Origin of the sequence: Kordiimonas gwangyangensis DSM 19435 = JCM 12864 (assembly GCF_000375545.1) — a bacterium.
Lineage (GTDB): Bacteria > Pseudomonadota > Alphaproteobacteria > Sphingomonadales > Kordiimonadaceae > Kordiimonas > Kordiimonas gwangyangensis.
On sequence record NZ_AQXF01000003.1, the window covers coordinates 361,358 to 384,754 of the forward strand.

The following is a 23,397-nucleotide window of genomic DNA, read 5'->3' on the forward strand; positions in this document are numbered from 1 at the left end:
AATTGTCGGTGAGGTGGGCCTAGGCTTTACCTCCCGCCATGATCGCCGCAACATCAAGCGGGAAGGCGGTTTTTTCCTGAATGGAAAGCTGGCCGGTGAAGGCACTTGCGGCAATGGCATCGTCAAAGAGGCGCATGGCGTCTGTCCGCAGGCTGCCGGGCAGGGCCATGGCGGTGCGGAGGGTGAGGTCAAAACGCTGGCCGCGGATCACGCCGTCAAGCTGCACGGGGCCGAGGATGGAGAACTGCACCTCAAGCACAAAGCGCCGGATGTCTTCGCGGTCCCGCTCGCTCTCACCGTCGCGACCACCGTGCTGGCGGTCCGGGTCCACATGCGGGCCTTGGCCGAACAGCATGGCAATGAGCGGCATATCAGCCGAGCGCGCGTCGAGCGGCAACAGCACCTGCCGCCATTCGCCTGCGCCGTCTGTCGCGCGGGTCATAAGCTGAGCAATATCCTGCTTGAGCATATCAAGAAGGCTGCGGTTGTGGCGTTCAAGCGCAGCGGTCGCCTCCTTGCCAAGCCACGCCTCGGGGCTGCCACGCCCGGCGGCGGCCAGGAAAAAGAGCAGGCTGTTTGCAAGTTTTCCGCCGCCGTCGGCGGAGCGGGTGGCAAGCTGGCTCATGGCGGCAGGGTCATGGGCGGCAAGCACGGCCATGCTCTCATGAAGCGCGGGCCACGCGTGGTGGCTGAGGGCTGTCATGGTCGCCGGGTCTGGCACCACGGCGCCTGTCGGCACCAATGGCGGGGCATAGGTGGCGCTTGGCGGCAGGGGGGCACTGTCCGCTTGTAGTGGCAAGCCAATCTCAATGCCTGAGCCCGGCGTGGGCCGCATGGCGTTCGGCAAGGTCACCGTTATCAGCCCGGCGGTGGTTTCAATGCGCAGGTCGGCGCGGGGGCCATCGGCGGCGAGGAAAGCGCGGGCGATATGCACAGCCTTCACAGTGGCAACCTGTTTGGCCGGGTCTGCGGCGGCCGGGTCAGCGACCAGATTGATCACCACATTGCGCGGCGTGTGCGCGGGGTCTGCCGTCAGCCGCGCTTTGAAGCCGGTCACAGCCGCAGGTGCTGTTGCGGCTTGCGCTGCTACAGGTTCTGGCACACTCACGCGCACCTGTTCGCCCATCAGCGGTGTCGCGGCCTTGAGGCCCATGACAAAGGTACCAAGGTTGGTTTCCACCCGTGCGAGCGGGCTACCGAGCTTGGTGAGCGCCGCCATCGTGAGCGGCAGGGTTTTGGCGTCTTCGGGCGCGAGTGGTTGCACGGTGTTCACCGTCGCAACTTCCGCCGGGTTCACACGGCTGACCGCAAGGTCCATCAGTTGCAGCACACGTGCGCTGCCATCGGCGCTGAACGCGGGGAGGGTGGGGCCAAGGCCTTGCGCCTGCCCGTCCGTCACCATCGCGGTGAGCGGGGACTTGGGGATCAGGTGCGACGGGTCTCTGCTTGGCTGTGCGCCGGGCATGAAAGCTGCCTGCGGCGTGCTTGACTGGTAGGGGAACGGGCGCGGTGCCTGCCCCTGCTGTGCTGCGATCAGGGTTGCGAGGTCCGAACTGCTCGAGCGTGCGCCAATCTTGTCCGGGTTATCAGCCACCAGCGCTTGAGGCAGGTCTTGCGGCGGCAGCGGCTGGAACGGTGGCCGGGGCGCGGCATAACTCACCGGCTGGTTGGTCACTGCGTTTGGCAAACTCGAAGCCCGCGCGCCAAAGAGGTTGGCCAGCGCTTCCGGGTCCTCGGTCGGCATCATGGTGCGTCCGCCACCATAGGAGGGGCTGTTCTGCACCTGTGTTTGCTGCAGCTCACCGTTCTCGCCAATAGGCGCATGGATCGCAATCACCACCAGTTGCAGGCGCACTGGCGGGTCGATATAGCGGCCATTTTTCATGTAAAGGTCGGCGGCCAGCTTCTTGCCGGCTTCCACGATCTGCAGTTCCACATCGTCGCCTGCACGCAGGCCGGCGTCGGGCCGTAGCGCAAAGGTTGCGGTTTCGGTCACGATGATCGGGCGGCCTTCAAGGTCGACCTTGTTGACCTGCTTCTTCAGCCGTTCGCCAATTTCAAGATGCGCGGCGCTCGCGGAGATGGACACAGCCGGGTCACGCGCGTGGGCGGCCTCCGACCGGTCGTTGCGTGTGTTTTGTTCGCCGTGTTTATCGCCGGTGGTGGTGTCACCTTTCTGGGGGTCCTTGGAGACAGTACCGGCCTTGTCCGTCACCCGGTTTAACGGGTCGACAGCCTTGGGCATCGGTGCTCCGGATATGTCGCTCATCGCGTTCCCCAAAAATGAGGCCGCGGGTGTGCGGCCTATCGCCCGGCGACAACCGCCGCCAGCGCCTTGATGTCGCTTGCCGCTTCCGACTGCGGGTGCCGTGCAAGCAGCGGTACCTGTGCGCGGATAGCGTCAACAACCTTGGCGTCATTCTTGATGATACCGGCAAGTGGCGGTGAAATCTTCAAAAATCCTTCGCAGGCCCGTTTGATCGCCTCGTAGGCTTTCTCGCCCTCACGCTTCGATGCCACGTTATTGACCACGATGGAAAGGTCAGCACCGGGATTGCGCATGGCGGTGATTTTGATGAACGCGTAGGCATCCGTCAGCGACGTTGGGTCAGCGGTCATTACTACAAGCACCTTGCCTTTGTGCTTCGACAGCGTGGTCACAGACGGGTCGATACCCGCCGCGAGATCAAGGAGCACATGGTCATAACGGCTGGCCATGGCGGTCAGGCCGGTGCGGATTTTGACCAATGTTTCCTTGGTCAAACTGCCCAGCGCGCCAGAGCCGGATTTGCCCGGCAGCACATCAAAATGGGTGCCGCCCTGATCCTCATACCGGCAGGCAATATCACGGAGCGACATTTCACCGGTGATGAACTGGCCGAGGTCACGGTCTGGCATCAAGCCAAGCTGGATGTCCACGTTTGCGAGGCCAAGGTCACCGTCAAACAGCAGGATGTTTTTGCCAGCCGTGGCCAGCGCGTGCGACAGCGTACAGGAAAGCCACGTCTTGCCGACACCGCCCTTGCCGCTTGCCACCGTGATCAGGCGGCGCTCCAGCGTTTCCTTATCTCTTGTCATCGGGCTATCGGTCATTGGTTTTTATCCATCTTGTCGTCGGTCTTGCGGCGTCCGGGCAGGGCCGTGATAATCTTTGAAACTGTCATTGGTGTGGCGGTCTCGAGGCCCTCTGCCACAAAGGGGCTGCGGCTGATGGCGGCAAGTGCAAGGTAACCGGGCCGCGCCGCCATGATCATGCTGGCGTAGCGCCGAGCCGCATCAAGCCGGGTGGCGATGAAACGCTGGCAGCCCATCTTGGCGAAAACGCCAGCTATCTCCTGCGCGTCGAGCGCATCAAGGCCCGCTGGCATTACGAGCACCGGTTCTGCGTCCACCGTCTGGATAAACTTCAGCAGTTCTTTCAGCTCATCAATGTTGAACGGGTTGGTGCCCGGTGTGTCGATCACCGTGAGGCCGCCCGCGTTTTTCTTCGCGCGGATCACTGCTTCCAGTTCTTTAGGCGTGTCTGCGGTGGAAACCGTCTGTTTCATCAGCTGCGCAAAATGGTCAAGCTGCTGAATACCAGACGCCTTGACCGTATCGGTCGAGATCAGGTGCACCGGGCGTTCGTGCAGCACGGCATCCGCCGTCAGTTTGGCGGCACAAATGGTTTTACCGGCACCGGGTGGGCCCACCAGCATAACGGGCCGCGTGGTTGCATCGGTGATCGGGCTGAACTTGATGACATTTTCAAGCGCGCTTGAGAAAGCTTCAGAAAGCGTCGCTGCTTCCACGGCGCGCACGGCCTCGCTGATGTGGGACGCGGTATCAAACGGCAGGCCGTGGTGATTGAGCACGGCGCTGATGTCGCCGCTGTCGAACTCGCGCGCGCGGGGGAAGGGATGCTCCGCCTCATAGGCGAGCGGGGTTTCCCTCGGTCTGGGCGCTTTCTTGGGCGGCGGTGGTGTGGCGCCAGCCTCAAGCGCGGCGGTCACGCGCACACCGGCCTTGCCTTCTTCGATCTGGATGATGATCGCGTCCGGGCCCAGTTCGCTGCGCACCAGGTCCATCACCGCGCTCATGTTTTTCGCGTGAAAGGTTTTAAGGCGCATATGCCGTATCTGTCCTCAGTTGCGGGAGGCGGCCAAATGGCCGGGCCCCGTTCTTATCGTTAAATTTGCCCGAGTGTGCGAATTTTCGCCTGCGGGTGAATTTCATTCTGGCTCATGACCACAGTCGCCGGGCGGAAACGCTCAATGATCGACCGCACATAGGGGCGCACGAGCGGGCTGGTGAGCAGCACCGGCTGTTCGCCGCGCTCCGCCTGCTGGTCGTAGATGATGCGGACGGAGTTGATAAACTCCTGCAAGCGCGAGGGCGCCATCGCGAGCTGTTTTTCTTCGCCCTGGCCCACAAGGCTTTCCGCGAATGCCTGCTCCCATTCCGGCGACAGGGTGATGAGCGGCACCAGCCCCTGCATGTTCGAGTAGGCCGAGCAAAGCTGGCGGCCAAGGCGCGTGCGCACATGTTCGGTGATCGAGACAATGTTCTGCGTGAAGCCCGTGGCCTCCGCCACACCTTCGAGGATGGTCGGCAGGTCGCGGATCGACACACGTTCGGACAGCAGTGCCTGCAGCACACGCTGGATACCGGATGTGGTGATCTGGCTCGGTACAATGTCGGCCACCAGTTTCTGGTGATCGGACGGCAGGTCGTCCAGCAGCTTCTGCGTTTCCGCGTAGGACAATAGCTCAGCCATATTGTCCTTGATGACTTCCGTGAGGTGCGTGGTAATGACCGTTGCGGCGTCCACAACCGTATAACCACGGAAACTGGCTTCCTCACGCGCACCGGGGTCAACCCATGTGGCGGGCAGGCCGAAGGCCGGTTCGGTGGTGGCTTCACCCGGAATTTGTACCGGCTGGCCTTCAGGGTCCATGACGAGCAACATACCGGGGCGGATATCGCCGCGACCCACCTCGGTCTCCTTGACGCGGAGCACATAGGTGTTGGCAGGGAGCTGCATATTATCAAGGATACGCACCGACGGCATGACAAAGCCCATCTCGCTTGCGAGCTGGCGCCGGAGCGCCTTGATCTGGTCGGTCAGGCGGAAGCCGCTGTCGTCATTGATGAGCGTCAGGAGGCCATAGCCGAGTTCAAGCCTGAGCTGGTCAAGCGCGAGGGCCGAGCTGATCGGCTCTTCCGCAGGCACAGCCTTATGCTCGGCTTCCTTGGTGGCGATAACTTCGGCAGCTGCTTCTTTCTCCCGCTTGTTGCCGATGGCGTATGCCATATAAGCGAGCGTACCGCCAAAAAGCGCGAACGGAATGAAGGGGATGCCGGGCATCAGGCCCATGCCGAAGAGCAGCGCGGAGGTTACGCCAAGCGCACGCGGATAACCGCTGAGCTGGCCGAACAGCGCCTGATCGGTACGGCCCGTAACGCCCGCTTTGGTCACAAGCATACCGGCGGCGGTCGACACAATCAGCGCCGGAATCTGGGAGACAAGGCCGTCACCCACCGTCAGGATGGTGTATTGATTGAGCGCGTCCGAGAACGAAATATCGTTGATCACTACGCCAATGATGATGCCACCAATGATGTTGATGAGCGTGATGAGGATACCGGCGACGGCGTCCCCGCGTACAAATTTGGCCGCACCGTCCATGGAACCGAAGAAGGTGCTTTCGTCCTCAAGCTCCTTGCGGCGGACCTTGGCTTCGGCTTCGTCGATCAAGCCGGCCGACATGTCGGCGTCGATTGCCATCTGTTTACCGGGCATGGCGTCCAAGCTGAAGCGCGCCGCCACTTCGGCGATACGGCCGGAACCCTTGGTGATCACCATGAAGTTCACGATAACGAGGATCGCGAACACGATGATACCGATCACGACCTGGCCGCCCATCAGGAATGCGCCAAAGGCTTCAATCACCGCGCCCGCGGCGTCCGTGCCGGTGTGCCCTTCCGATAGGATCAGCCGGGTTGACGCCATGTTGAGCGACAGCCTGAGCATGGTGGCGATCAGGAGAACGGTCGGGAAACTGCTGAATTGCAGCGGTTTGGTGATGAAGATACAGGTCATGAGCACCATCACCGAGAAGGTGATGGAAGCCGCCAGCATCACGTCCAGAAGCCAACTGGGCATTGGCATGATAAGCATCATGATAATGCCCACCATACCAAGCGCGAAGGCTACGTCCGTGGAGCGAACGCCACTGAGGACGGCATTCAGGTTGAAGCCGCCCAGCGGGCCGCCGCCACCCCCATCCTGTGGGTTATTGCCTGAAGCTGTGTCGCTCATGCTTTTGGTCTTTTCACCATTGCGCCTCTATAGCCCTAAACCTGTGTGCCGGGTTGCGGGATGGAGACACCTTCGGTCTGGTACTGGTTCAGCTTGTTCCTGAGCGTACGTATAGAAATGCCAAGGATATTTGCCGCGTGTGTCCGGTTGCCAAGGCAGTGCTTGAGTGTGTCGATGATCAGCTCGCGCTCCACTTCCGCGACCGTCTTGCCGACAAGCGTTGCCGCACTGTCGTCACCGTTCATGCCGTCCGCACCGTCGGCGCTCATGCCGCCTGTGGGCGCTGAAACGTTCGCCATGACGGGCGCGGCACCAAAGGTGATGTTGCCGCTTGCGTCCGGCAGCAGGATGGCGCCCGTGCCGATTTCATCACCGGTTGCGAGAAGGACCGCGCGGTGAATGGTGTTCTCGAGCTCACGCACGTTGCCCTGCCAGCGATGGGATTGCAGCATCTTGATCGCGTCTGGTGACAGCTTGCGCTCCTGCACATGGTTCACTTCGGCGTATTTCTTGGCGAAGTGCCCGGCAAGCGCTTCAATGTCTGACGGACGTTCACGCAAGGACGGCACACGTAGGTTCACCACGTTCAGGCGGAAGAAAAGGTCTTCGCGGAAATTGCCTTCCTTGACCGCTTCCTGCAGGTTGCGGTTCGAGGTGGCGATGATGCGGATATTCACATCAACTGGCTTCGCACCGCCCACACGGTCGATCTGGCGTTCCTGAATGGCGCGCAGAAGCTTGGCTTGCAGGCGCACGTCCATCTCGGAAATCTCGTCAAGGAGCAGGGTGCCGCCATCGGCTTCTTCGAACTTACCAATCCGGCGTGCGACAGCGCCGGTGAAGGCGCCTTTTTCGTGGCCGAAAAGCTCGGATTCCAGAAGGTTTTCAGGGATGGCGGCGCAGTTTACTGCGACAAACGGCTTGTTCGCGCGGCGGCTTTTCTGGTGCACAAAGCGCGCCATGACTTCCTTACCCGTACCGCTTTCACCGGTGATCAGGATGCTGGCCTCGCTCGGCGCAACCTGTTCCGCAAGCGCGGCGACATTTTTCATGATCGGGTCGCGGTAGATGAAAGCCTGACTATCTTCTGTGACGGCCTCAAGCACCGCTGCGATCAGCTCAGCGTCCGGGGGCAGGGGAATATATTCCTTGGCGCCGCCACGGATGGCTGCCGCCGCAATCTTGGGGTCCGTGCCAATGCCACATGCCACCACCGGGATTGAGAAGTGCTCAGCTCGCAGTTTGGGGATAAGGCCCGGAATGTCGAGCGATACCTCAACCATCAGCAGGTCTGCGCCGCGTGTGCGCAGGGTGCCAAGGGCGGTATCAATATCCGGGGCATGTGTCACTTTCGCGCCGCGCTCGATCGCGATCTGGCTGGCTGCGCCCAGTTGCCCGTTCAAGGTGCCCACAATGAGTAGTCTCATTTATCGTCTCCGTACCATGGCCGCCTGCCTGTGGCAGCCCATGTGCGATTATCCGCCTATTTGAAAAACGTAACCCGTTTAGCCGGCGGCAGAATTGTGTTCAGAAGCATTTCAAGCCTGCGCGGGTTCTCTTTGCGCCGGATCGAGGTTGCCCCCATGGAATAAAGATTGTTCACCAATTGCTCTTCGTCGGTGCAGTGCTCGGTCTTCGCGGCAAGCGGAATGAACACGAGGTGCGCAAGCACAGCGCCGTAGAATGTCGTCAAAAGCGCAACCGCCATCGCCGGGCCGATTTCAGCCGGGTTGTCGAGGTTGCCAAGCATGCGCACAAGGCCGATCAGCGTACCGATAAGGCCCATGGCTGGTGCCACGTCACCGGCGCGGCGCAGGAAGTCCACAGCGCGCATGTGTCGGGCAGAGGCCGTGCTGGCCTCGCGGCGCAGGATCTGCTCAATTTCGTCCGGCTCTGCCGCGTCTACCACAAGCTGGATGGCCTGATGCAGGAACGGCGTGTCCTTGAGGCGCGGCAAAAGCTTTTCCAGCATCAGCACGTCATTGTGCTTGCGGCTTTCCACGGCGATTTTCAGCACCTTCACGGCTTCCTCCGCCGGGTCACGCTGACCGTGGCGCAGCAGTTGCCAGATGTTCACCGGCAGGGTGATCATTTCCTGCATGCGGAAGCTGATGGCGGTCACGGCAAAGGTGCCCAGTACCACAATCAGCACGCCCTGCAGGTTGATGAAAGCCAGCGGTGAGCCGCCAAGCCATATGGCACCACCCACCAGCAAAAAGGCTGTCAGCATGCCGAAAATCGTGCTCATTGCGCGTTCGCCCCCTTATTCCTGATGCCGTCTAAACAACGCCGCCATCAAGTTTGATGATCTCGGTCATGGTAACGCCCAAATGGTCCTCAACCAGAACCACTTCTCCCCGGGCAACCAGCCGGTTATTCACATAAATATCGATGGCTTCACCCACTTTGCGGTCAAGCTCGATCACGGCACCAGGCGCAAGCTTGAGAAGCTGGCTTACCTCGAGCGTCGACTTGCCCAGTACCGCTTGCACACGCACGGGTACGTCGAACACCGGTTCGAGTTCCTGTGCGGAGCGGACCTGCCCGTCTTCCTTCGGCGCAAGATCTGGTGACTTGCTGCTGCCGTCTGACAGGTTTTGCAGGCCTACGTCATTGTCCTGGTCGTTTGCCATTCAGTTTGTTCCTCTCTAACCCTGAGCATCTTCTTGTTTTGCAGCCGGCGCCGGTACATCTTCCGGCATCACGAAGCGCTGCACTGCATTTTCAATTTGCGCGACGGTCATGTCGTGCCGCCGCTCGGTCCCGCCATCCGGCCATTCGACCCGGCAGTCTTGATCACCAAAGGATGGTTCGCCCACCAGCACGATGTCACCCGGGAAGCCGGTCGCCTGTTTGAGGTCCTCAATGCGGTCGTTGACAGCGTCCACAAGTTGTTCCGAGACCCGCACCACAAGCCGGGGTTCCTTGATCATGGTGGCGAGGCAATCTTCAATCAGCGCTTCCACTTCCGCGAGCGGATGCGCGCGCAGAAGCGCCGGCGCAAGCTTCGAGGAAATCGCATAAGCCAGATGCACCATTTCCTGTTTCAGGCTGGCTTCAAGCTGCGCGCGCTGCGAGAAAAGGCCATGGGCTGCCTGTTCGATCTGCGCGAGCAGGCCCTTGGTCGCATTCTCGATTTCGGACAGCGCCTGACGGCGGCCATCTTCAAGGCCTTGATGGTATGCGTCATTCTTGATGCGGTCAGCATCGGCGCGCACACGTTCAAGTTCCTCATCGAAGCGGCTTTTGGCACCGCCATCGAAGGCCTGATCAAATCGGTATTTAACTGGCTCAGCCATTTAAACGTCCCGTTCCTAGTAAATAAGCTCGTCTTCGCCCTTGTTGTCGGAGAGCAGGATTTCGCCAGCTTCCGCAAGGTCTTTCGCTTTGTTCACCATTTCCATCTGGGCCTCGTCCACGTCGCGCAGGCGTACGGGGCCCATGGCTTCCATGTCTTCGCGCAGGATTTTGGCCGCGCGTTCGGACATGTTGGAGAAGAAGAGGTCGCGCAAAGTATCGGACGCCCCCTTCATTGCCAGTGCCAGCTTGTCCTTGTCCACGTTCCGGAGCAGCGTCTGAACGCCGGACGGATCAAGGTTCGCCAGATCCTCGAAGGTGAACATGAGCGCACGGATACGTTCCGCGCTGTCACGGTTGCGGTCTTCAAGGGCGGCAAGGAAGCGGCTTTCGGCCGACCGGTCGAGATAGTTGAAAATCTCGGCGATCGTTTCGTGGCTGTCACGGCGGCTGGTGCGCGCGAGGTTGTTCATGAACTCAACCCGCAGCGTTTGCTCAACCTTGTCGAGGATGTCTTTCTGCACCGCTTCCATCCGGAGCATGCGCATGATGACTTCCATCGAGAAATCCTCAGGCAGTACCGAAAGCACACGCGCGGCGTGCTCGGCCTTGATTTTCTGCAGCACCACGGCAACGGTCTGCGGGTATTCGTTCTTCAGGTAGCTCGCGAGCACCACTTCGTTCACGTTGCCCAGCTTGTCCCACATGGTGCGCCCCGCGGGCCCGCGGATCTCGTCCATGATCTGCTGTACACGGTCGCCGGGCAGCATTTTCTTGAGCAGGCGTTCGGTGCTTTCAAACGAACCATTGAGATTGCCCACGGTCGAAACCTTTGAGGCAAATTCAACAAACAGGTCTTCCACGTCCTTCGCGGTAACCGAGCCAAGCATGGACATGTGTGAGGAGAGTTCCTTGATCTCATCCTCAGACAGGTTCTCCCAGATCGCGCGACCATGTTCTTCGCCGATAGCAAGCATGAAGGCTGCTGCCTTCTGCGATCCGGACATTTTGGTGATATCTGCCACTTCGTTACCCTTGGTTCATTATACTGTTTGGCGGCCTAGGCGCGATTAGTCGGCGTAAAGCCAGGTGCGAACAATCGCAACCGACTCATCCGGATTGGCGCGGATGATGTCCGCCACTTTCTTGATCGCACTTTCCTGAATACGGCCTTCAACCTGCGCGACGTCGATCTTGGCGTCCGTGCGCATGGTATCGGATGACAGTTGGCCGCTTTCGCGTGCCAGACGGATGGCAAGTGCCGCGTCCTCGTTGCCGGAGGCTGCAAGCGCCATCAGTTCAGGGGTGATGCCGTTGCCGGTCACGGGGCCCGCAATCGCCGGCGTTTCGCGGGTGCGGTCCTCAATCTGGCTTGGGTCTGGCGGCGGCGGTGCATCGGGGATCGCCTCGATGATGCGCATGACAAGCGGGCGCACCACAAGGAGGATCAGAAGGATGATCACCACAAAGATGCCGCCCTCGGTCACAATCTCAATAAGGTCGTTTTTATTGAGGCCAAAGAAGCTGAAGGCCGCTTCACTGGCTTCAAACGGTGCGGGGTCGACAAACCGCATGCTTGCGACAGTCACGAGGTCACCGCGGTCCTCGTTGTAAGGAATGGCGGTCAGCACAAGGTTGCGTAGCTGTTCGATCTCGTCGTCGCCGCGTTCGGCATAGTTTGTGGTATTGCCTTCCGCGTCCAGCGTGCGTTCGCCGTCCACCAGAACCGCGACACGAATTTGCGTCAGTGTACCCGGTTCGCGCACGGTCACCGTTTCGGTCTTCGAGTTCTCGAAGTTCGTGGTTTCCTGCGTTTTTGATGACGTGCTCGACGGATTCGGGTTCATGCCCTGCGCATCTGGCAGGTTGTTCGCCATGGTGACCTGGCCGCCAACCTGATCGCTGTCTTCGCTTTCTTCCTCAATCACGTTGGATGAGAGCACGACCTGTGTATCCGGGTCATAGGTGACCTGGCTTGTGGTCGTGCGGCTGTTGTCCATCGTAACGGCGACTTCCGCGCGCACACGGCCTTCGCCCACACGGCGGGCCAGAAGCTGTTCAATCTTGTCGCGGTAGAGGCGTTCCTTGGCGAGGCGTGCTTCCTCCATATTGGAGAAGCCGCCAAGCTGGCCGCGTTCGGCTGCGCCGTCAGTGAGCAGGCGACCGGTGGTATCTGAAATGGTGACACGTTCCGGCGACAGGCCGGGCACCGCTGTCGCAACCAGCGACTGGATGGCCTGCGCTTCGCGGCGCGTGAGACCGGCACCATTGGTGCGGATCAAGATGGACGCCGACGGCTCGGACGCTTCACGCTGGAAGGGCCGCCGCTCAGGCATCACAATATGGACGCGGGCTTCAGAAACGCTCGAGAGCGATTTGATGGTGCGGGCCACTTCCCCCTCGACCGCGCGAACATAGTTCACGTTAAGCTCAAAGCTCGTGCGGCCAAAGCCGCTGTCCTGGTCGAAGATTTCCTTGCCGACAATGCTGCCTGTCAGGCCTTCACCGGCGAGGGTGAGGCGCAGACGGTCAACCTGATCCCGCGGGACACGCAGGATGCGGCCACCGGCATCGGTTTCATAGGGGATCTGTTCGCTTTCCAGACGCTCGACAATCGTTGCGGCATTCGCCGGGTCGAGATCAGAATAAAGCGTTGTCATCGGGGAGGTCTGCCACCGCCCGATGATCAGCATGAAGAAGCCGATAAGGCCAAAGCCCACAGCTGCTAGAAGGACAAGCCGACCTGTGCCGAGATTCCTTAAAAACTGGAGAAAACCGTTCAACACCCACCTCGGAAATTGTGCACCCGCATTGCGTCCCCCATCCGTGCCAGATCGGGACATGGCCCCAACTTACGCTGTCACGGTAAACAGATAGTTAAATCTAGGCAAATTTTGCCTATAAATGTAAAGGAAAATATTCGGGAATTATTGCGATGCGGTGAAAGCGCCCGCGCAGGCGTTGTGCCGGGGGCACGGTGGAGCCTGTTTCAGCCCCGGTATCCGCCCGTGATCAGGCGGATTTGGCGTTGCGGTATTTCTGGAGGCGCGTGGTGCGTAGGCCGGCGAGACCATTTTCATTGATGGACTTCTGCCAGGACAGAAACTCTTCCACCGAGAGCGAATAACGCTTGCAGGCATCCTCAAGGCTGAGGAGGCCCCCTTGCACAGCAGCGACAACTTCCGCCTTGCGCCGGATGACCCAACGCTGCGTATTGACGCTTGGCAAATCGTCGAGCGTGAGCGGTTTGCCTGTCGGCCCGACAATCATTGTTTTCATATCTTCACGTGCCATCAACTTCATACCCTTTTTCTCGGCAGGGTGAAGTTTAGGCACACGGCGTTTAAAAAATGCCTAACCCTCAAGGTTAAATTCGCATTAATTTTTTGCCGCTTCCAAACAAGTCCGGGTGGCCCATATGGACCACCCGGCTCGCGCAAAAGAGATATCAGCCAGTGATTAGCTGGACGATATTAGAGCCTCGTCAGCTCTTCGAGGATCTGGTCAGACGTGGTGATGATCCGCGTGGAGGCGGAGAACGCACGCTGTACCTTGATCAGCTCGGCAAATTCGCTTGCGAGGTCAACGGTCGACTGCTCGAGCGAATTTGGTGCCACCTTGCCCGCGCCACTTTCGCCCGGGTGCTGCAGGTTCACTTCACCTGACAGGTCGGACGAGCCGAAGGCGTTGCCCTGGCGGCGGCCAAGACCATCCGGGTTCTGGAACACGGCGATTGGCAGCTTGTAAACGCTGAGTGTCAGGCCGTTGTCGAACAGAGCGGTTACGATACCGTCTTCACCGATTTCCACACCGTTGATGTTACCGAAAGCGGCACCGTCAACGCTGAAGGACAGGCGTGCGGATTCGGTCGAGGACTGTACGAAACCGTTTTTCGAACCGTCGTCACCGAAGTCGAAGGTGATTTCCCCGTCTTCCACACGCGTGCCATTGGCCGTTGCATAGGTAATCGGAATTGAATCCCCTGGGAAGGTGATTGCGGTTCCCGTAGAGTCCAGCATCGTGGACCCTGCTGCCGTGCCATCAAGGTTGATCGAGCCGTCGTCATTGAATTTGAGTTGGCCCGATGCAATCAGCCCATCTGGATGAGCAGCACTGTCAACAGCGTTATCGTCGTCAAAATAGATCTCATAGTTCCAGGTGTTGACGCCGGTTTTGACAGCAGCAACGTTTACGAGGTGCGAACGGCCCTGGCTGTCATAGATGGTGATGTTGGTTTCAAAGTCGGCCGTGACGGTGCCGTCAGCGATATCGCCTGGAGCCGCGGTATCATAGACCGAGTTTACCGCCGTGTCGGTGTCAAGGTTTACACGCAGGGACACGTCGCCGGTTGCTGCACCAAAACCGTTGAGGTTGTTGATGTTGATCGGGCGCAGTTCGTTCAAGTCACTTTGGTTGCTTGCGCTGACGGCACCGGTCGAATCTGTCGGCCAGCCCATCAGGTAGAGACCTGCGGTGTTCTTGAAGAAGCCCTCGTCATCCTGGTTGAAGGCACCTGCGCGAGTGTAAAGAAACTCGCCGTTGGTATCTTCAGCCCGCGCGCCGGAGCGCACAACAAAGAAGCCTGCACCGTCGATCGACAGGTCAGTCGCGGAGCCGGACGGCTGCAACAGGCCCTGTTTGGACACAAGGGTGTCAGAGAATGCGCGCACACCGCCCGGTGAATAGGACGACAGTGCTGCGGTTTCGGTTACGAGGGTCGAGAACCGCGAACGGGTCTCTTTGTAACCAATCGTGTTTACGTTCGTGATGTTATCGGCGATGACACCAACACCTTCGGTGAAGGCCTGGAGTCCCGATACGCCTGCTGCCAGAGCAGTGAATGCCATGTTACTTCTCCTAAACTCTCTTTTGCGTTTTCACTGGCTTTGGGCTTTCTGCTCTTGCCGCCGGGGTCACCTGACCATCCATTGGCATGCGGGTGCTTCGACCCGCCACTCATACTCTCAGCGTCTACTTGTTGTAGAGCTGCACAATATCCGTCTGGTACACATAGTTGCCGTCAATGTTGAACAGCGCCTCGGTACCTGTCAGGTCCACGGACTGGATGGTGCCGCGTACCGCGATCCCGACATCAAGAATTTGTGAGTCCTCATCCTTGGCGATGATTTTCAGCTTGTAGCTGTCAGCGGGGGCTGTGCTGCCGTCCGCCAGTTCGCCGTTCCAGGTGAAGTCGTGGGTGCCGTATGCCGTTTCGGCGTTGCCGGTGTACACAACCTCGCCTGAGGAATTCCGTACTTCGATCTTGGCTTCAGCAACCTCAGCCGGGAGGTTGTAGCGCCAATGAACTTCGTTCTGGCCTGTGGTCGACGCCGGGTCGAACTTGCCAATCAGGCCCGGTACCAGCGCGTCCTTGCCAAGATAGGAGGCCATGGAGCTCTGGTGGTTCATCAGGGTCAGGCTCGCCAGCGTTTCAAGGTTCTGGTTGGTCTTGATCTGCTGCTCAACGCCCGAGAACTGCACAAGCTGCTGGGTGAACTCGCCGCTGTCCATCGGGTCCATCGGGTCCTGGTTCATGAGCTGCGTGGTCAGAAGCACGAGGAAGTCGTCAAAGTTACCCGCGAGTGTCGCGGCGGCTTTGTCCCCGGCGGTCTGATATGTGCTTGCTGCGCTGCCTACACCGTCAACCATAGCTGCTACCTTCTTTTCCTAACCTATACCCGAATATCGAGGCCGGTTTCGGCATCGACATAAGGGAGAATGTCTTCAAGCGGGATGTCTTCCATGCTGGCATCATCTTCCCCGAACGGCAGGGCATGCCCACCAGCGGAGCGTGCCGCGAGGGCATCACGCATTTTTTCCTGTTGCACGGCTTCGGCAAAAGCCTTGCCCGCGCTTTCCTGATTGCCGCCTTGATCGAGGCTGAATTCGATGGTGGCACCCTGTGCCTTGGCACCAGCCCCCTGAATGGCGCGTTCAAGCCCACGGGCGTCACGCTGCAACAGCTCAAGGGTTTCAGGGCGTTCGGCCACCACCTGCGCATGCACGCGGCCACCTTCCATGAACTTCAGCTTCACCTGCACACGGCCCAGTTCGGCCGGGTCGAGGCGCATGGTAAACTCCTGCTCACCCGCCTTGACGGCGCGCGACACACTCATATTCAGCTGTTTTGCCACATGGCCCTGAAGCCCGCGTGAGGCGTGGCCGCCAAGAAGGCTCATGCTCGACATAAAACCGCCGTCGCCGCGAATGCCGGAAAGGCCTGCCGATACCATCTCACCCGCCGAGCCCGGCTGCATGCCTGCAAGGCGCTCGGGTGTCAGGCTTAGCGCAGGGTCACGCGCCACATTTGGTGGCAGTGCCGTCTCTGACCGGGCCACAACAGGGTCAATGGCGCGGGCGGTCAGTGCTTCGCCTTTGCTCTGCGCTCCGTCTGCTGTCTGGTTCATCGACGCAGGCGCTTTATCAGCCAGCGCTGCAGTATTGGCCTTTTTGCCAGCCTGAGCGTTGCCGTTCGCGTTTTGCTGCGCGTTCGCATTCTGGGGCTGGTTGGCGGCGACCATATAGCCGTCCGGCGTATTTTGTGCCTGCTCAGCCTGTTTCTGCTGGGTATTGGCTTCCTGCGCGTTTGCCGCCTGTGCGCTCGCAGCTGCCGCAGCAGCGGTGGCTGCAGCGCTTTGCTGTGCGGCCGTCGCTTTTGCAGAGTCAGCCTGCTCAGGTGTAATGTCCGCAAGCGCTGATTTCAGCCAGTCAGGATATTCGATGCCCTTGTCGTCAAGGAAGGCGGCAATACGTTCCGGGTCAACCGGCGCGCCGTCCGGGCCTTGCATTTGGGCAACCAGTTCTTCAACTTCGGCTGCAGTCGCGGCAGGCGTTGCCGGGGCCACAGGGGCAGCGGGGGCTGTCGCTGGTGCAGCATCAACTGGTGCATCAACCACAGCATCGCCAGCTTGCGTGCCATTGATCAGGGCTTCAAGTTCCGCAACCGGCAGAATGTGCGCTTCGCCGTCAGCGGCACTAAGGGTCAGGGCAGGGGCCTTGCCTGCCTGTTCCATGCCTTTGAGGGCCTGCAGCAGTTCAGCCTTGGCGGATTCCGGCAGGGCGGCAATATCGGCAATCGTGGTGGTGCCGTCGGAGGCATTACCATCGGCGCTTGCGATATTGATAAGCGAAGCTGGTAATACCTTCTGGAAATTCACCGTAGCGCCACTGGCCTGTGCGGCGTCCGTATAAAGTCCGGGCTGGAAGCTGGCTGGTTCTTGCGCCGCAGGGATCTGCACACCAAGGGAGGCAAGAAACTCCGCTTCCGCAGGCGACAGTTCATCAAGTGCCTTGATCGCTTCGGGAGAGGTGATCTCCTTCGTGCCATCAGCGGCGAAATTCTGCATCAGGTTTGCAAAGACGGCTGCAAACGCGCTTTCTTCCCCCTCACCAGCTTTTTGCGAGCTGAAGAAGGAGGCTATGGCCTGACTTGAATTGGCGCCCTGCGCCTGCATCATTTGGTCAATCGCGTTCATTTCCTAGTACCGTGTTACCTGTGCCCTGACTTCCGCTTCTGCCGCAGGACGGGATAATTCGATCCTACATAAGCAAGGGCCGGGCCAGTTTTTGAAAGCGCTGTTTCTTCAAGGGAAAACGGGCAAGCAGTGGGCGGCAGGCTGTGATATGATGCAGCTTGCGGTCGATCTTGCCGGGCAAAAAAAGCTGACGGGAAAATAAGGCGGAAACGCTTGCATGGCCGCGGCCTAAGGCTTATATGCACGGCTGAATTCAAATCTGGATGAAACTGGTAGGAATATAAAGCATGGCACAAGGTGCAACTTATTCGGGGGGCAAAAACAGTCTCGGCTTCGACCGCGCGCCCGCTGAAACGCGCGTTGTCGTCGCCATGTCTGGCGGGGTGGACAGCTCTGTTACCGCGGCGCTTCTCAAGGAAGAAGGTTATGACGTGGTGGGCATCACGCTTCAGCTCTATGACCACGGTGTCGCGGTCCAGAAAAAGGGCAGCTGCTGTGCAGGCCAGGATATCCATGACGCGCGCCGCGTGGCGGAAGCACTTGGTATTCCGCACTATGTGCTCGACTATGAAAGCCGGTTCAAGAACCAGGTGATGGAAGAGTTTGCCGACAGTTACATCAAGGGCGAAACGCCGATCCCGTGTGTGCGCTGTAACCAGACGGTGAAGTTCAAGGATCTGCTCGATACCGCGCGTGACCTTGGCGCTGACTGTATGGCCACCGGGCACTATGTGCAGCGTGTGGTGGACGCAAGCGGCAAGGCCCATCTTGTGCGCGGTAATGATAGCGGCAAGGACCAGAGCTACTTCCTGTTTGCGACCACGCAGGAACAAATGGACTTCCTGCGCTTCCCGCTCGGCCATATGGACAAGACGGAAACCCGCGAACACGCGGAACGCTTCGGCCTCTCGGTCGCGGATAAGCCGGACAGCCAGGATATCTGTTTTGTGCCTGAGGGCCGCTATGTGGACGTGATCGAACGGCTGCGCCCCGGCGCGCTTGAGCCGGGTGAGATTGTGGACGTGGACGGCAATGTGCTCGGCACCCATGAAGGCATCGTGAAATATACCATCGGCCAGCGCCGGGGTATCGGTGTTGGTGGCTCGGCCGAGCCCCTGTATGTGGTGAAACTGAACCCCGCCAAAAAGCAGGTTATCGTTGGCCCCAAGGAAGCGCTGCTCACAAACGCGATTGGCGTCAAGGACGTGAACTGGATTGGCGAAGCTGTGCCGGCGGAAGGCATTAAGGTCGCCGCCAAAATCCGCTCCACCCGCCCGGGTGTGCCGGCAACCTTGTTCCTTGAGGATGGTGGGCGCGCGCGCCTTGTGCTGGATAATGCCGAGGCGGGTGTATCGCCGGGTCAGGCTGCGGTGTTTTATGCTGGTGACCGTGTACTCGGTGGTGGCTGGATTGACCGTGCAGAAAGCGCCGATCCGCGCCTGAGCGCTGCCTGAGCGAATAGGCCCCCTGGATTTAAAGACAACGGGCGCTCCTCAAATTGAGGGGCGCCCGTTTTCTGTTTGGTCATCATCCGCTTAAATCAAAGCGGCGGTGGCGTCCGACGGCCACTGACAATATTGGCAATCAGCGCAACGATAAAGAGGATGATAAAGGCAAAGAAGAGCCACTTAGCTGCCCAAGCAAGCGTACCTGCGAGGCCACCGAACCCAAGCGCGGCTGCAATCACTGCCAGAATGAAGAAAGTTAATGCCCAACCAAGCATGGTTCATCTCCTGTCTGTTTGATGATTTGAGCTTAGCGAGGCCTGTATCAATTCTCAGCAGGGGGATGAGCGCGGCATTATAAAAAACTGGTCAAGACGGCAAATTACTCTGCCGCCTGCATTTTTTCGGCCGGGCGGTGGAATTTGGCCATCAACCGCGCGCGTTTCGATGGCTTTATATATGCCTTCGTCATGTCATATCCGTGCTGTTCGGCCACACGCTTGTCCATGATGGCGAACCATATGGGTGGGTTCCACGCCGCCATGAACATGGTGAAATAGCCAGCAGGCAGCTGCGGCGACGTATCAAAGTGCCTCAGGCACTGGTAAGGCCGCTCCGCATGGGCATGGTGGTCCGAATGGCGCTGCAGGTGATAGAGCATCACGTTCGAGACAATATGGTTGGCGTTCCAGCTGTGGTGCGGCTGCACCCGCTCATACTTGCCGTCCTCACGCTTGCCACGCATCAGGCCGTAATGCTCTATATAGTTTGCGCTTGAAAGCATAAGGTTCGACAGCAGCGCACCGCCAATCAGGTACGGCAGCACAATCCAGCCAAACACAGCGACAAACGCACCGTACATGGCGATGGTGATGAGTGTATTGGCAAACACCTCATTCTCCAGCGAGAAGGCGGATTTGCCTTTGCGGCCAAGCCGCGCGGCCTCAAGCGCCCAAGCGCGTTTCACCCCGCCCGGCAATTCGTGGGTGACAAACTCGTAAAAGCTTTCGCCCATCATGGCGGTGGCGCTGTCTTCCGGCGTGGCAACTTGCACATGGTGGCCTTGGTTGTGTTCTATGCGGAAATGGCCCATGCCGCACAGGCACAGAAGGAAACGCGCAACGTTGATCGACGTTTTGTCGCGCCGGTGGCCCACCTCATGCGCGGTATTGAGGGCACCCGCGCCCATCAACCCGTTCGCGACCGTGACGGCCAGATAGGCCGACCACGAAAGGTCCATCACCGCCACATACCAGGCGCCGATAATCCACACGAGGTAGGACGCGGGCAGGGCGGCAAAGGCGGACCAGCGGTAAAAAGGGTCATCGCGCAGGAACGGGATGGCTTCCTTGGGCGGGTTTGAGTTGTCCTCCCCAAAGGCCATCTCAATGATGGGGATCAGAACGTAAAAGAAGATCGGTGATAGCCACAGCGTCCATTCGTTGCCGGTGCGCGCGTAAAGCCACCAGCCAAGCAGCGGGATACCCGCGAGCAGGACCGGGAGCGGCCAAAGATAGCGCTTGCTGTCGCGCCATTCAGCCGGATTTGCGAACTGTGTGACCTTTGGTTCTGTCGTCATGATGCCTTCCCCGCTTCTGTTCCTGACAGGGTTGGGAGTGTCACAGTTATTGATAATATTGTCAATAGTATCTCAAGCATGGTGATGGTGCTTGATTGTGTGGCGTGCGCAGCGTTACAAAAAGAACTGATGATGTAAGGGGATATTACTGTTGGAACAGCAAAGGCGCACACGGCTCAGCCCAGAGGAACGCCGCAGTCAGCTGCTGGAAGCCGCGGTTGAACTGTTTGCGGAACGCGGAATCGGCGAAGCCAAACATGCCGATATCGCGAAGCGGACCGGCGTTTCGGTAGCGACCACCTTTGTCTATTTCCCGACCCGCGAAGCGCTGATTGAAAGTGTGCTCGATGAAGTGGCCGCCCGCAACCTCGCCATTTTTGAGGATGTGGAGGCGGAAGGCCTGAGCGTACCCGAACTCCTGACCGCGCTTGCGGAGCAGGCGGTGAGGCGCGCGGAGGAAGAGCGTGCCTACGCGCAGGTCTGGCTGAACTGGAGCACGAATTTCGCGCCCGCGATCCGCGAACGTTTTATCGCGCAGCAGACCATCATCCTCGACAAGCTGACCGCAATCCTCAATTCCGCAACCGACGGCCGCAAGCGGGAGGACAGGGACGATGCCCGTATCCTCCTCGCGGCCTCGCAGATGCTGACGGTGATGAAGCTGGACGGCGTGGACAAAGCCCGCCGCGACCGCTTCACCGAACACACCATTGATGTCGTGCTCGCCTACCGCGGCGACAAATAGGCTGAAGCCTATTCCTTGGTAATTGTCGCCTCATGTTCCACCGGGCATTTGAGGCTATTGGCGATGAAGCATTTCTCATTGGCGACATGATGCAGCGACATTGCTTTCTCCGCGTCGCTCTCCGCCGTGATTGTGATGCTGGGGCGGAGGATGATTTTGGTAAAGTGCCCACCTTCCCCCTCACCGCCTTCATCCATGATGCCTTCGGCGGCGTCGGTGTACTCGGTCACCACAATGCCGTTCACCGCGCACAGGTGCAGGTACCACAGCATGTGGCACGCCGACGTTGCGCCGACGAGGATATCTTCCGGGTTATGGCGCGCGGGATCGCCACGGAAATTCGGGTCTGACGAGCCAAGGATCTTGGCCTTGCCCTCCATGTCGATATCATAGTTGCGCGTATAGCTTTTGTAGTTTTTGGTGCCTTCATCGCCGGCCCCTGTCCAGGTAACCCGACTATGGTAATGATGTTCCTTGCTCATGGCGTCCCTTTCTCTGCCGTGATGTGGCACCAAGGATACTGGAAATTCGGCACATACGGCAGGGCCAATTTGGATATGAGGCAAAGGACCACAGCGCCTTGGCTGGCGCGGGGCAGCGCGGGGCACAAATTTGTGACAAAATCGTCTTGACTGCGCAGCGACCCTCTTTTATACCGGCGCAGCTTTCAACGGCCGTGTGGCCTGTTTTCGAGTTGTACCGAGTAGTCGCAAACGCGTTGAAGCTTTTACATTTTGGCCGAGTAGCTCAGTTGGTTAGAGCAGCGGAATCATAATCCGCGTGTCGGGGGTTCAAGTCCCTCCTCGGCTACCATCATTACCCCCTGAGGGTGCGGCGGCCTCCGATTAACTTCGGGGGCCGTTTTTGTTTACTCCTCAGAGGCCGCTTTGGGTAGCTGGTGTCTGAAGTAAGCACGGTCAAGATAGCAACAGGCTCGCCTAAATGCGCCTCGCACTTTTGCGTCAGTATTTGTTCCAAACCTGGCAAAAACCTCTCGTAGTAGAGTAATGCTGTAGTCTTGGTCCACGGTGTCTGTGTCGAAGCAGCAAATAGCGTTTAGTGCAGATATTGCGTCCTCTTCACTGGCGATGTTGACTGTGCCATTTGACAATAGGTCCGCTACCCAATGGCCCTTTTCTCTAGTGGAGGCGATGTTGGAAGGTAGCTTGTCGAGTTCGACCCGCTGAATATGCAACGCTACACGTCCTGTGTATGGGGAACTGGAACTCTTTAAAAAGTCGGCAAGTTCGTTGTGGGAAAATCCGGCAAGGTGAGCATAGTAGTAGATGGGCATCCATCTAGCTTGCTCATGGCACTGCCTTTCAATGTACTCGGTAGGATTTCCCACCTCTTTCTGTTCGACGAAGTCCCCGAGAATGTCTCTTTCGGTCAGGTTTTCTTTGACCTTCTTGATGGCGACACTGCCTGTTGGAACTGCCTTAAGCTCACCGACAACATTAAGTGTTGGTGCGCCTTCTTGTTCATTGAACTCACCATCTTTGATGAAGTTTAATTGTGAGATCAACTCAGTAGGCAACACGAATTGACCTCTCTTGCCCTCAATGGTTCCTTTTGTAAGGTCAATTACGGCAGAATTGTTCGCCCCAATGTCAGCGATGCGCTGCAGAATATTCACAATGTCTTGCTCGTTCTGGTGCCCACGTTCCTCGAGCAGCTTACGTAGTTCAGGCTCTTTAATCCTTGTCGTTTCACCGGGATACCTAAAATAGATATCACCCGAGCAAAGCTTGCCGTCGTCATTCTTGCAGACAATAGGCTTGTGTTCTGATTGATAGACATACATGGCGCCAACCGTTTTTCCGGCAATGGAAAAATCTCCAATCTCGAACCTGAGGTGGTGATTGTACGTGCGGGTCAGATATTGGTTTGCCTTGCGCGGATCAAACTTCGGCATCCGATCAGGCGCGATTCCTACTATCTTGAATGTTTTGTCTTCGACGCCGAACAGCAGGTAACCGCCTCGATTGTTGGCAAATCCGGCCATGGTCCGACCGTATTCTTCTTTTGAGCCCCAGTTAAAGCTTGCTTTTCCTTCGACGGTATCTGTCTCAGAAACAGCTATTCTTTCTTCGTCGTCGCCACGAGGTTGAAAAATTGCCGCCAGTGTTTTGGGATGCGTGGGACCAAGGTCGCGTTCTAGGATAGGATTCTCTGGGAAGTTAATTTCCTGCCAATCACGGAGAAATTGCCTAGCCTCTTCTTCCGTCGCAGGGGCAATCCCTGCATAGCGTTCATGATCATCTGCGATTTCTACGATGCGACCGACGTTAATTGTTCGTCTTGGGCGAGAAAAGAGAAATGCTATGTCCTGCTTAAAAAGTTTTTGCCCGGCGTTGTCGACACCTAGCAGGAGTAGGCGACGGATAACCGCTACCTCCCAGTCTTCCAATTGCTTCTTCGCCACTCATCGTCTCATGGTTGTTTATTATCGCTATTGTTGTAAACGATAACGAGAGCTTCGGCGAGTCTGACATTCTTAAATGATCTAAGTATTTATGTTTTAAGGGAAAATACTATTATTTGGGGGTGTCCGT

General features: G+C 58.6%; 20 protein-coding genes and 1 tRNA gene. 3 read left to right on the forward strand and 18 right to left on the reverse strand.

Going from position 1 to position 23,397, the window contains the following annotated elements; all coding sequences use genetic code 11:
* Positions 1 to 19 precede the first annotated feature (19 nt).
* The 14 genes from B150_RS0109980 to B150_RS0110045 all read right to left on the reverse strand — a co-directional run bounded on the left by B150_RS0109980 (position 20) and on the right by B150_RS0110045 (position 17,073).
* On the reverse strand, positions 20 to 2,269 hold the full coding sequence (locus B150_RS0109980; protein ID WP_155860024.1) for a hypothetical protein: 2,250 nt from the start codon (positions 2,267 to 2,269) through the stop codon (positions 20 to 22).
* Between the two features lie 35 nt (positions 2,270 to 2,304).
* On the reverse strand, positions 2,305 to 3,093 hold the full coding sequence (locus B150_RS0109985; protein ID WP_020399779.1) for a MinD/ParA family protein: 789 nt from the start codon (positions 3,091 to 3,093) through the stop codon (positions 2,305 to 2,307).
* Entirely contained in the window at positions 3,090 to 4,109 is a 1,020-nt protein-coding gene (locus B150_RS0109990) for a flagellar biosynthesis protein FlhF (protein ID WP_020399780.1), read from the reverse strand. The genes B150_RS0109985 and B150_RS0109990 overlap by 4 nt, the downstream gene beginning before the upstream one ends.
* A 59-nt stretch (positions 4,110 to 4,168) precedes the next feature.
* Complete coding sequence (flhA, locus tag B150_RS0109995) at positions 4,169 to 6,301, reverse strand: flagellar biosynthesis protein FlhA (RefSeq protein ID WP_020399781.1); 2,133 nt, start codon at positions 6,299 to 6,301, stop codon at positions 4,169 to 4,171.
* Positions 6,302 to 6,336: 35 nt separating this feature from the next.
* Positions 6,337 to 7,728, reverse strand: a complete 1,392-nt coding sequence (flbD, locus tag B150_RS0110000) for a sigma-54-dependent transcriptional regulator FlbD (RefSeq protein WP_020399782.1) — start codon at positions 7,726 to 7,728, stop codon at positions 6,337 to 6,339.
* A 56-nt stretch (positions 7,729 to 7,784) separates the two neighbouring features.
* Positions 7,785 to 8,549 carry a motility protein A gene (locus B150_RS0110005; RefSeq protein WP_020399783.1) on the reverse strand — a complete coding sequence of 255 codons (765 nt, stop codon included), beginning with the start codon at positions 8,547 to 8,549 and terminating at the stop codon, positions 7,785 to 7,787.
* 31 nt (positions 8,550 to 8,580) lie between these two features.
* A complete protein-coding gene (gene fliN / locus B150_RS0110010; protein WP_020399784.1) occupies positions 8,581 to 8,934 on the reverse strand; it encodes a flagellar motor switch protein FliN in 354 nt (117 codons plus the stop codon).
* Between the two features lie 15 nt (positions 8,935 to 8,949).
* Positions 8,950 to 9,600, reverse strand: a complete 651-nt coding sequence (locus B150_RS0110015) for a FliH/SctL family protein (protein ID WP_020399785.1) — start codon at positions 9,598 to 9,600, stop codon at positions 8,950 to 8,952.
* A gap of 15 nt (positions 9,601 to 9,615) precedes the next feature.
* On the reverse strand, positions 9,616 to 10,605 hold the full coding sequence (fliG, locus tag B150_RS0110020) for a flagellar motor switch protein FliG (RefSeq protein ID WP_035921221.1): 990 nt from the start codon (positions 10,603 to 10,605) through the stop codon (positions 9,616 to 9,618).
* Between the two features lie 63 nt (positions 10,606 to 10,668).
* The gene (fliF, locus tag B150_RS0110025; protein ID WP_026168310.1) at positions 10,669 to 12,381 is read right to left on the reverse strand and encodes a flagellar basal-body MS-ring/collar protein FliF; all 1,713 of its coding nucleotides are present in this window, start codon (positions 12,379 to 12,381) and stop codon (positions 10,669 to 10,671) included.
* Positions 12,382 to 12,610: 229 nt separating this feature from the next.
* Complete coding sequence (sciP, locus tag B150_RS0110030; RefSeq protein ID WP_238322456.1) at positions 12,611 to 12,892, reverse strand: CtrA inhibitor SciP; 282 nt, start codon at positions 12,890 to 12,892, stop codon at positions 12,611 to 12,613.
* Positions 12,893 to 13,071: 179 nt separating this feature from the next.
* The gene (locus B150_RS0110035; RefSeq protein ID WP_020399789.1) at positions 13,072 to 14,445 is read right to left on the reverse strand and encodes a flagellar hook protein FlgE; all 1,374 of its coding nucleotides are present in this window, start codon (positions 14,443 to 14,445) and stop codon (positions 13,072 to 13,074) included.
* Positions 14,446 to 14,569: 124 nt separating this feature from the next.
* The gene (locus B150_RS20485; RefSeq protein WP_020399790.1) at positions 14,570 to 15,247 is read right to left on the reverse strand and encodes a flagellar hook assembly protein FlgD; all 678 of its coding nucleotides are present in this window, start codon (positions 15,245 to 15,247) and stop codon (positions 14,570 to 14,572) included.
* Positions 15,248 to 15,270: 23 nt separating this feature from the next.
* On the reverse strand, positions 15,271 to 17,073 hold the full coding sequence (locus B150_RS0110045; protein WP_020399791.1) for a flagellar hook-length control protein FliK: 1,803 nt from the start codon (positions 17,071 to 17,073) through the stop codon (positions 15,271 to 15,273).
* 287 nt (positions 17,074 to 17,360) lie between these two features.
* Between B150_RS0110045 and mnmA the strand changes: the two genes are divergently transcribed.
* The gene (gene mnmA, locus B150_RS0110055; RefSeq protein WP_020399793.1) at positions 17,361 to 18,527 is read left to right on the forward strand and encodes a tRNA 2-thiouridine(34) synthase MnmA; all 1,167 of its coding nucleotides are present in this window, start codon (positions 17,361 to 17,363) and stop codon (positions 18,525 to 18,527) included.
* A gap of 86 nt (positions 18,528 to 18,613) precedes the next feature.
* Here the strand turns inward: mnmA and B150_RS0110060 are convergent, their stop codons facing one another.
* Both B150_RS0110060 and B150_RS20490 read right to left on the reverse strand, forming a co-directional pair.
* Positions 18,614 to 18,796, reverse strand: coding sequence for a DUF1328 domain-containing protein (locus B150_RS0110060; RefSeq protein ID WP_020399794.1), 183 nt, complete (start codon positions 18,794 to 18,796; stop codon positions 18,614 to 18,616).
* A 104-nt stretch (positions 18,797 to 18,900) separates the two neighbouring features.
* Positions 18,901 to 20,097, reverse strand: coding sequence for an alkane 1-monooxygenase (locus tag B150_RS20490; RefSeq protein ID WP_020399795.1), 1,197 nt, complete (start codon positions 20,095 to 20,097; stop codon positions 18,901 to 18,903).
* Positions 20,098 to 20,248: 151 nt separating this feature from the next.
* Between B150_RS20490 and B150_RS20495 the strand changes: the two genes are divergently transcribed.
* On the forward strand, positions 20,249 to 20,842 hold the full coding sequence (locus tag B150_RS20495) for a TetR/AcrR family transcriptional regulator (protein ID WP_020399796.1): 594 nt from the start codon (positions 20,249 to 20,251) through the stop codon (positions 20,840 to 20,842).
* Positions 20,843 to 20,850: 8 nt separating this feature from the next.
* Here B150_RS20495 and B150_RS0110075 read toward each other — a convergent pair whose 3' ends face one another.
* Positions 20,851 to 21,324, reverse strand: a complete 474-nt coding sequence (locus tag B150_RS0110075) for an OsmC family protein (protein ID WP_020399797.1) — start codon at positions 21,322 to 21,324, stop codon at positions 20,851 to 20,853.
* 254 nt (positions 21,325 to 21,578) lie between these two features.
* Here B150_RS0110075 and B150_RS0110080 point away from each other — a divergent pair.
* Positions 21,579 to 21,655 (forward strand) — tRNA-Met (locus B150_RS0110080).
* Between the two features lie 55 nt (positions 21,656 to 21,710).
* On the opposite strand, the gene B150_RS0110085 is transcribed toward B150_RS0110080, so the two are convergent.
* Positions 21,711 to 23,267: an AlbA family DNA-binding domain-containing protein gene (locus B150_RS0110085; RefSeq protein ID WP_020399798.1), complete on the reverse strand. Its 1,557-nt coding sequence runs from the start codon at positions 23,265 to 23,267 to the stop codon at positions 21,711 to 21,713.
* Positions 23,268 to 23,397: the final 130 nt, after the last annotated feature.

What these genes read in the sequence shown, in the direction of transcription:
- B150_RS0110035 (WP_020399789.1), bottom strand. Translation starts at nt 14,445, where the DNA reads ATGGCATTCACTGCTCTGGCAGCAGGCGTATCGGGACTCCAGGCCTTC.
- B150_RS0110015 (WP_020399785.1), bottom strand. Translation starts at nt 9,600, where the DNA reads ATGGCTGAGCCAGTTAAATACCGATTTGATCAGGCCTTCGATGGCGGT.
- fliN (WP_020399784.1), bottom strand. Translation starts at nt 8,934, where the DNA reads ATGGCAAACGACCAGGACAATGACGTAGGCCTGCAAAACCTGTCAGAC.
- B150_RS0110060 (WP_020399794.1), bottom strand. Translation starts at nt 18,796, where the DNA reads ATGCTTGGTTGGGCATTAACTTTCTTCATTCTGGCAGTGATTGCAGCC.
- mnmA (WP_020399793.1), top strand. Translation starts at nt 17,361, where the DNA reads ATGGCACAAGGTGCAACTTATTCGGGGGGCAAAAACAGTCTCGGCTTC.
- B150_RS0109980 (WP_155860024.1), bottom strand. Translation starts at nt 2,269, where the DNA reads ATGAGCGACATATCCGGAGCACCGATGCCCAAGGCTGTCGACCCGTTA.
- B150_RS20485 (WP_020399790.1), bottom strand. Translation starts at nt 15,247, where the DNA reads ATGGTTGACGGTGTAGGCAGCGCAGCAAGCACATATCAGACCGCCGGG.
- flhA (WP_020399781.1), bottom strand. Translation starts at nt 6,301, where the DNA reads ATGAGCGACACAGCTTCAGGCAATAACCCACAGGATGGGGGTGGCGGC.
- B150_RS0109990 (WP_020399780.1), bottom strand. Translation starts at nt 4,109, where the DNA reads ATGCGCCTTAAAACCTTTCACGCGAAAAACATGAGCGCGGTGATGGAC.
- sciP (WP_238322456.1), bottom strand. Translation starts at nt 12,892, where the DNA reads ATGGCACGTGAAGATATGAAAACAATGATTGTCGGGCCGACAGGCAAA.
- B150_RS0110005 (WP_020399783.1), bottom strand. Translation starts at nt 8,549, where the DNA reads ATGAGCACGATTTTCGGCATGCTGACAGCCTTTTTGCTGGTGGGTGGT.
- B150_RS0110075 (WP_020399797.1), bottom strand. Translation starts at nt 21,324, where the DNA reads ATGAGCAAGGAACATCATTACCATAGTCGGGTTACCTGGACAGGGGCC.
- flbD (WP_020399782.1), bottom strand. Translation starts at nt 7,728, where the DNA reads ATGAGACTACTCATTGTGGGCACCTTGAACGGGCAACTGGGCGCAGCC.
- B150_RS20490 (WP_020399795.1), bottom strand. Translation starts at nt 20,097, where the DNA reads ATGACGACAGAACCAAAGGTCACACAGTTCGCAAATCCGGCTGAATGG.
- fliG (WP_035921221.1), bottom strand. Translation starts at nt 10,605, where the DNA reads ATGTCCGGATCGCAGAAGGCAGCAGCCTTCATGCTTGCTATCGGCGAA.
- B150_RS0109985 (WP_020399779.1), bottom strand. Translation starts at nt 3,093, where the DNA reads ATGACCGATAGCCCGATGACAAGAGATAAGGAAACGCTGGAGCGCCGC.
- B150_RS0110045 (WP_020399791.1), bottom strand. Translation starts at nt 17,073, where the DNA reads ATGAACGCGATTGACCAAATGATGCAGGCGCAGGGCGCCAATTCAAGT.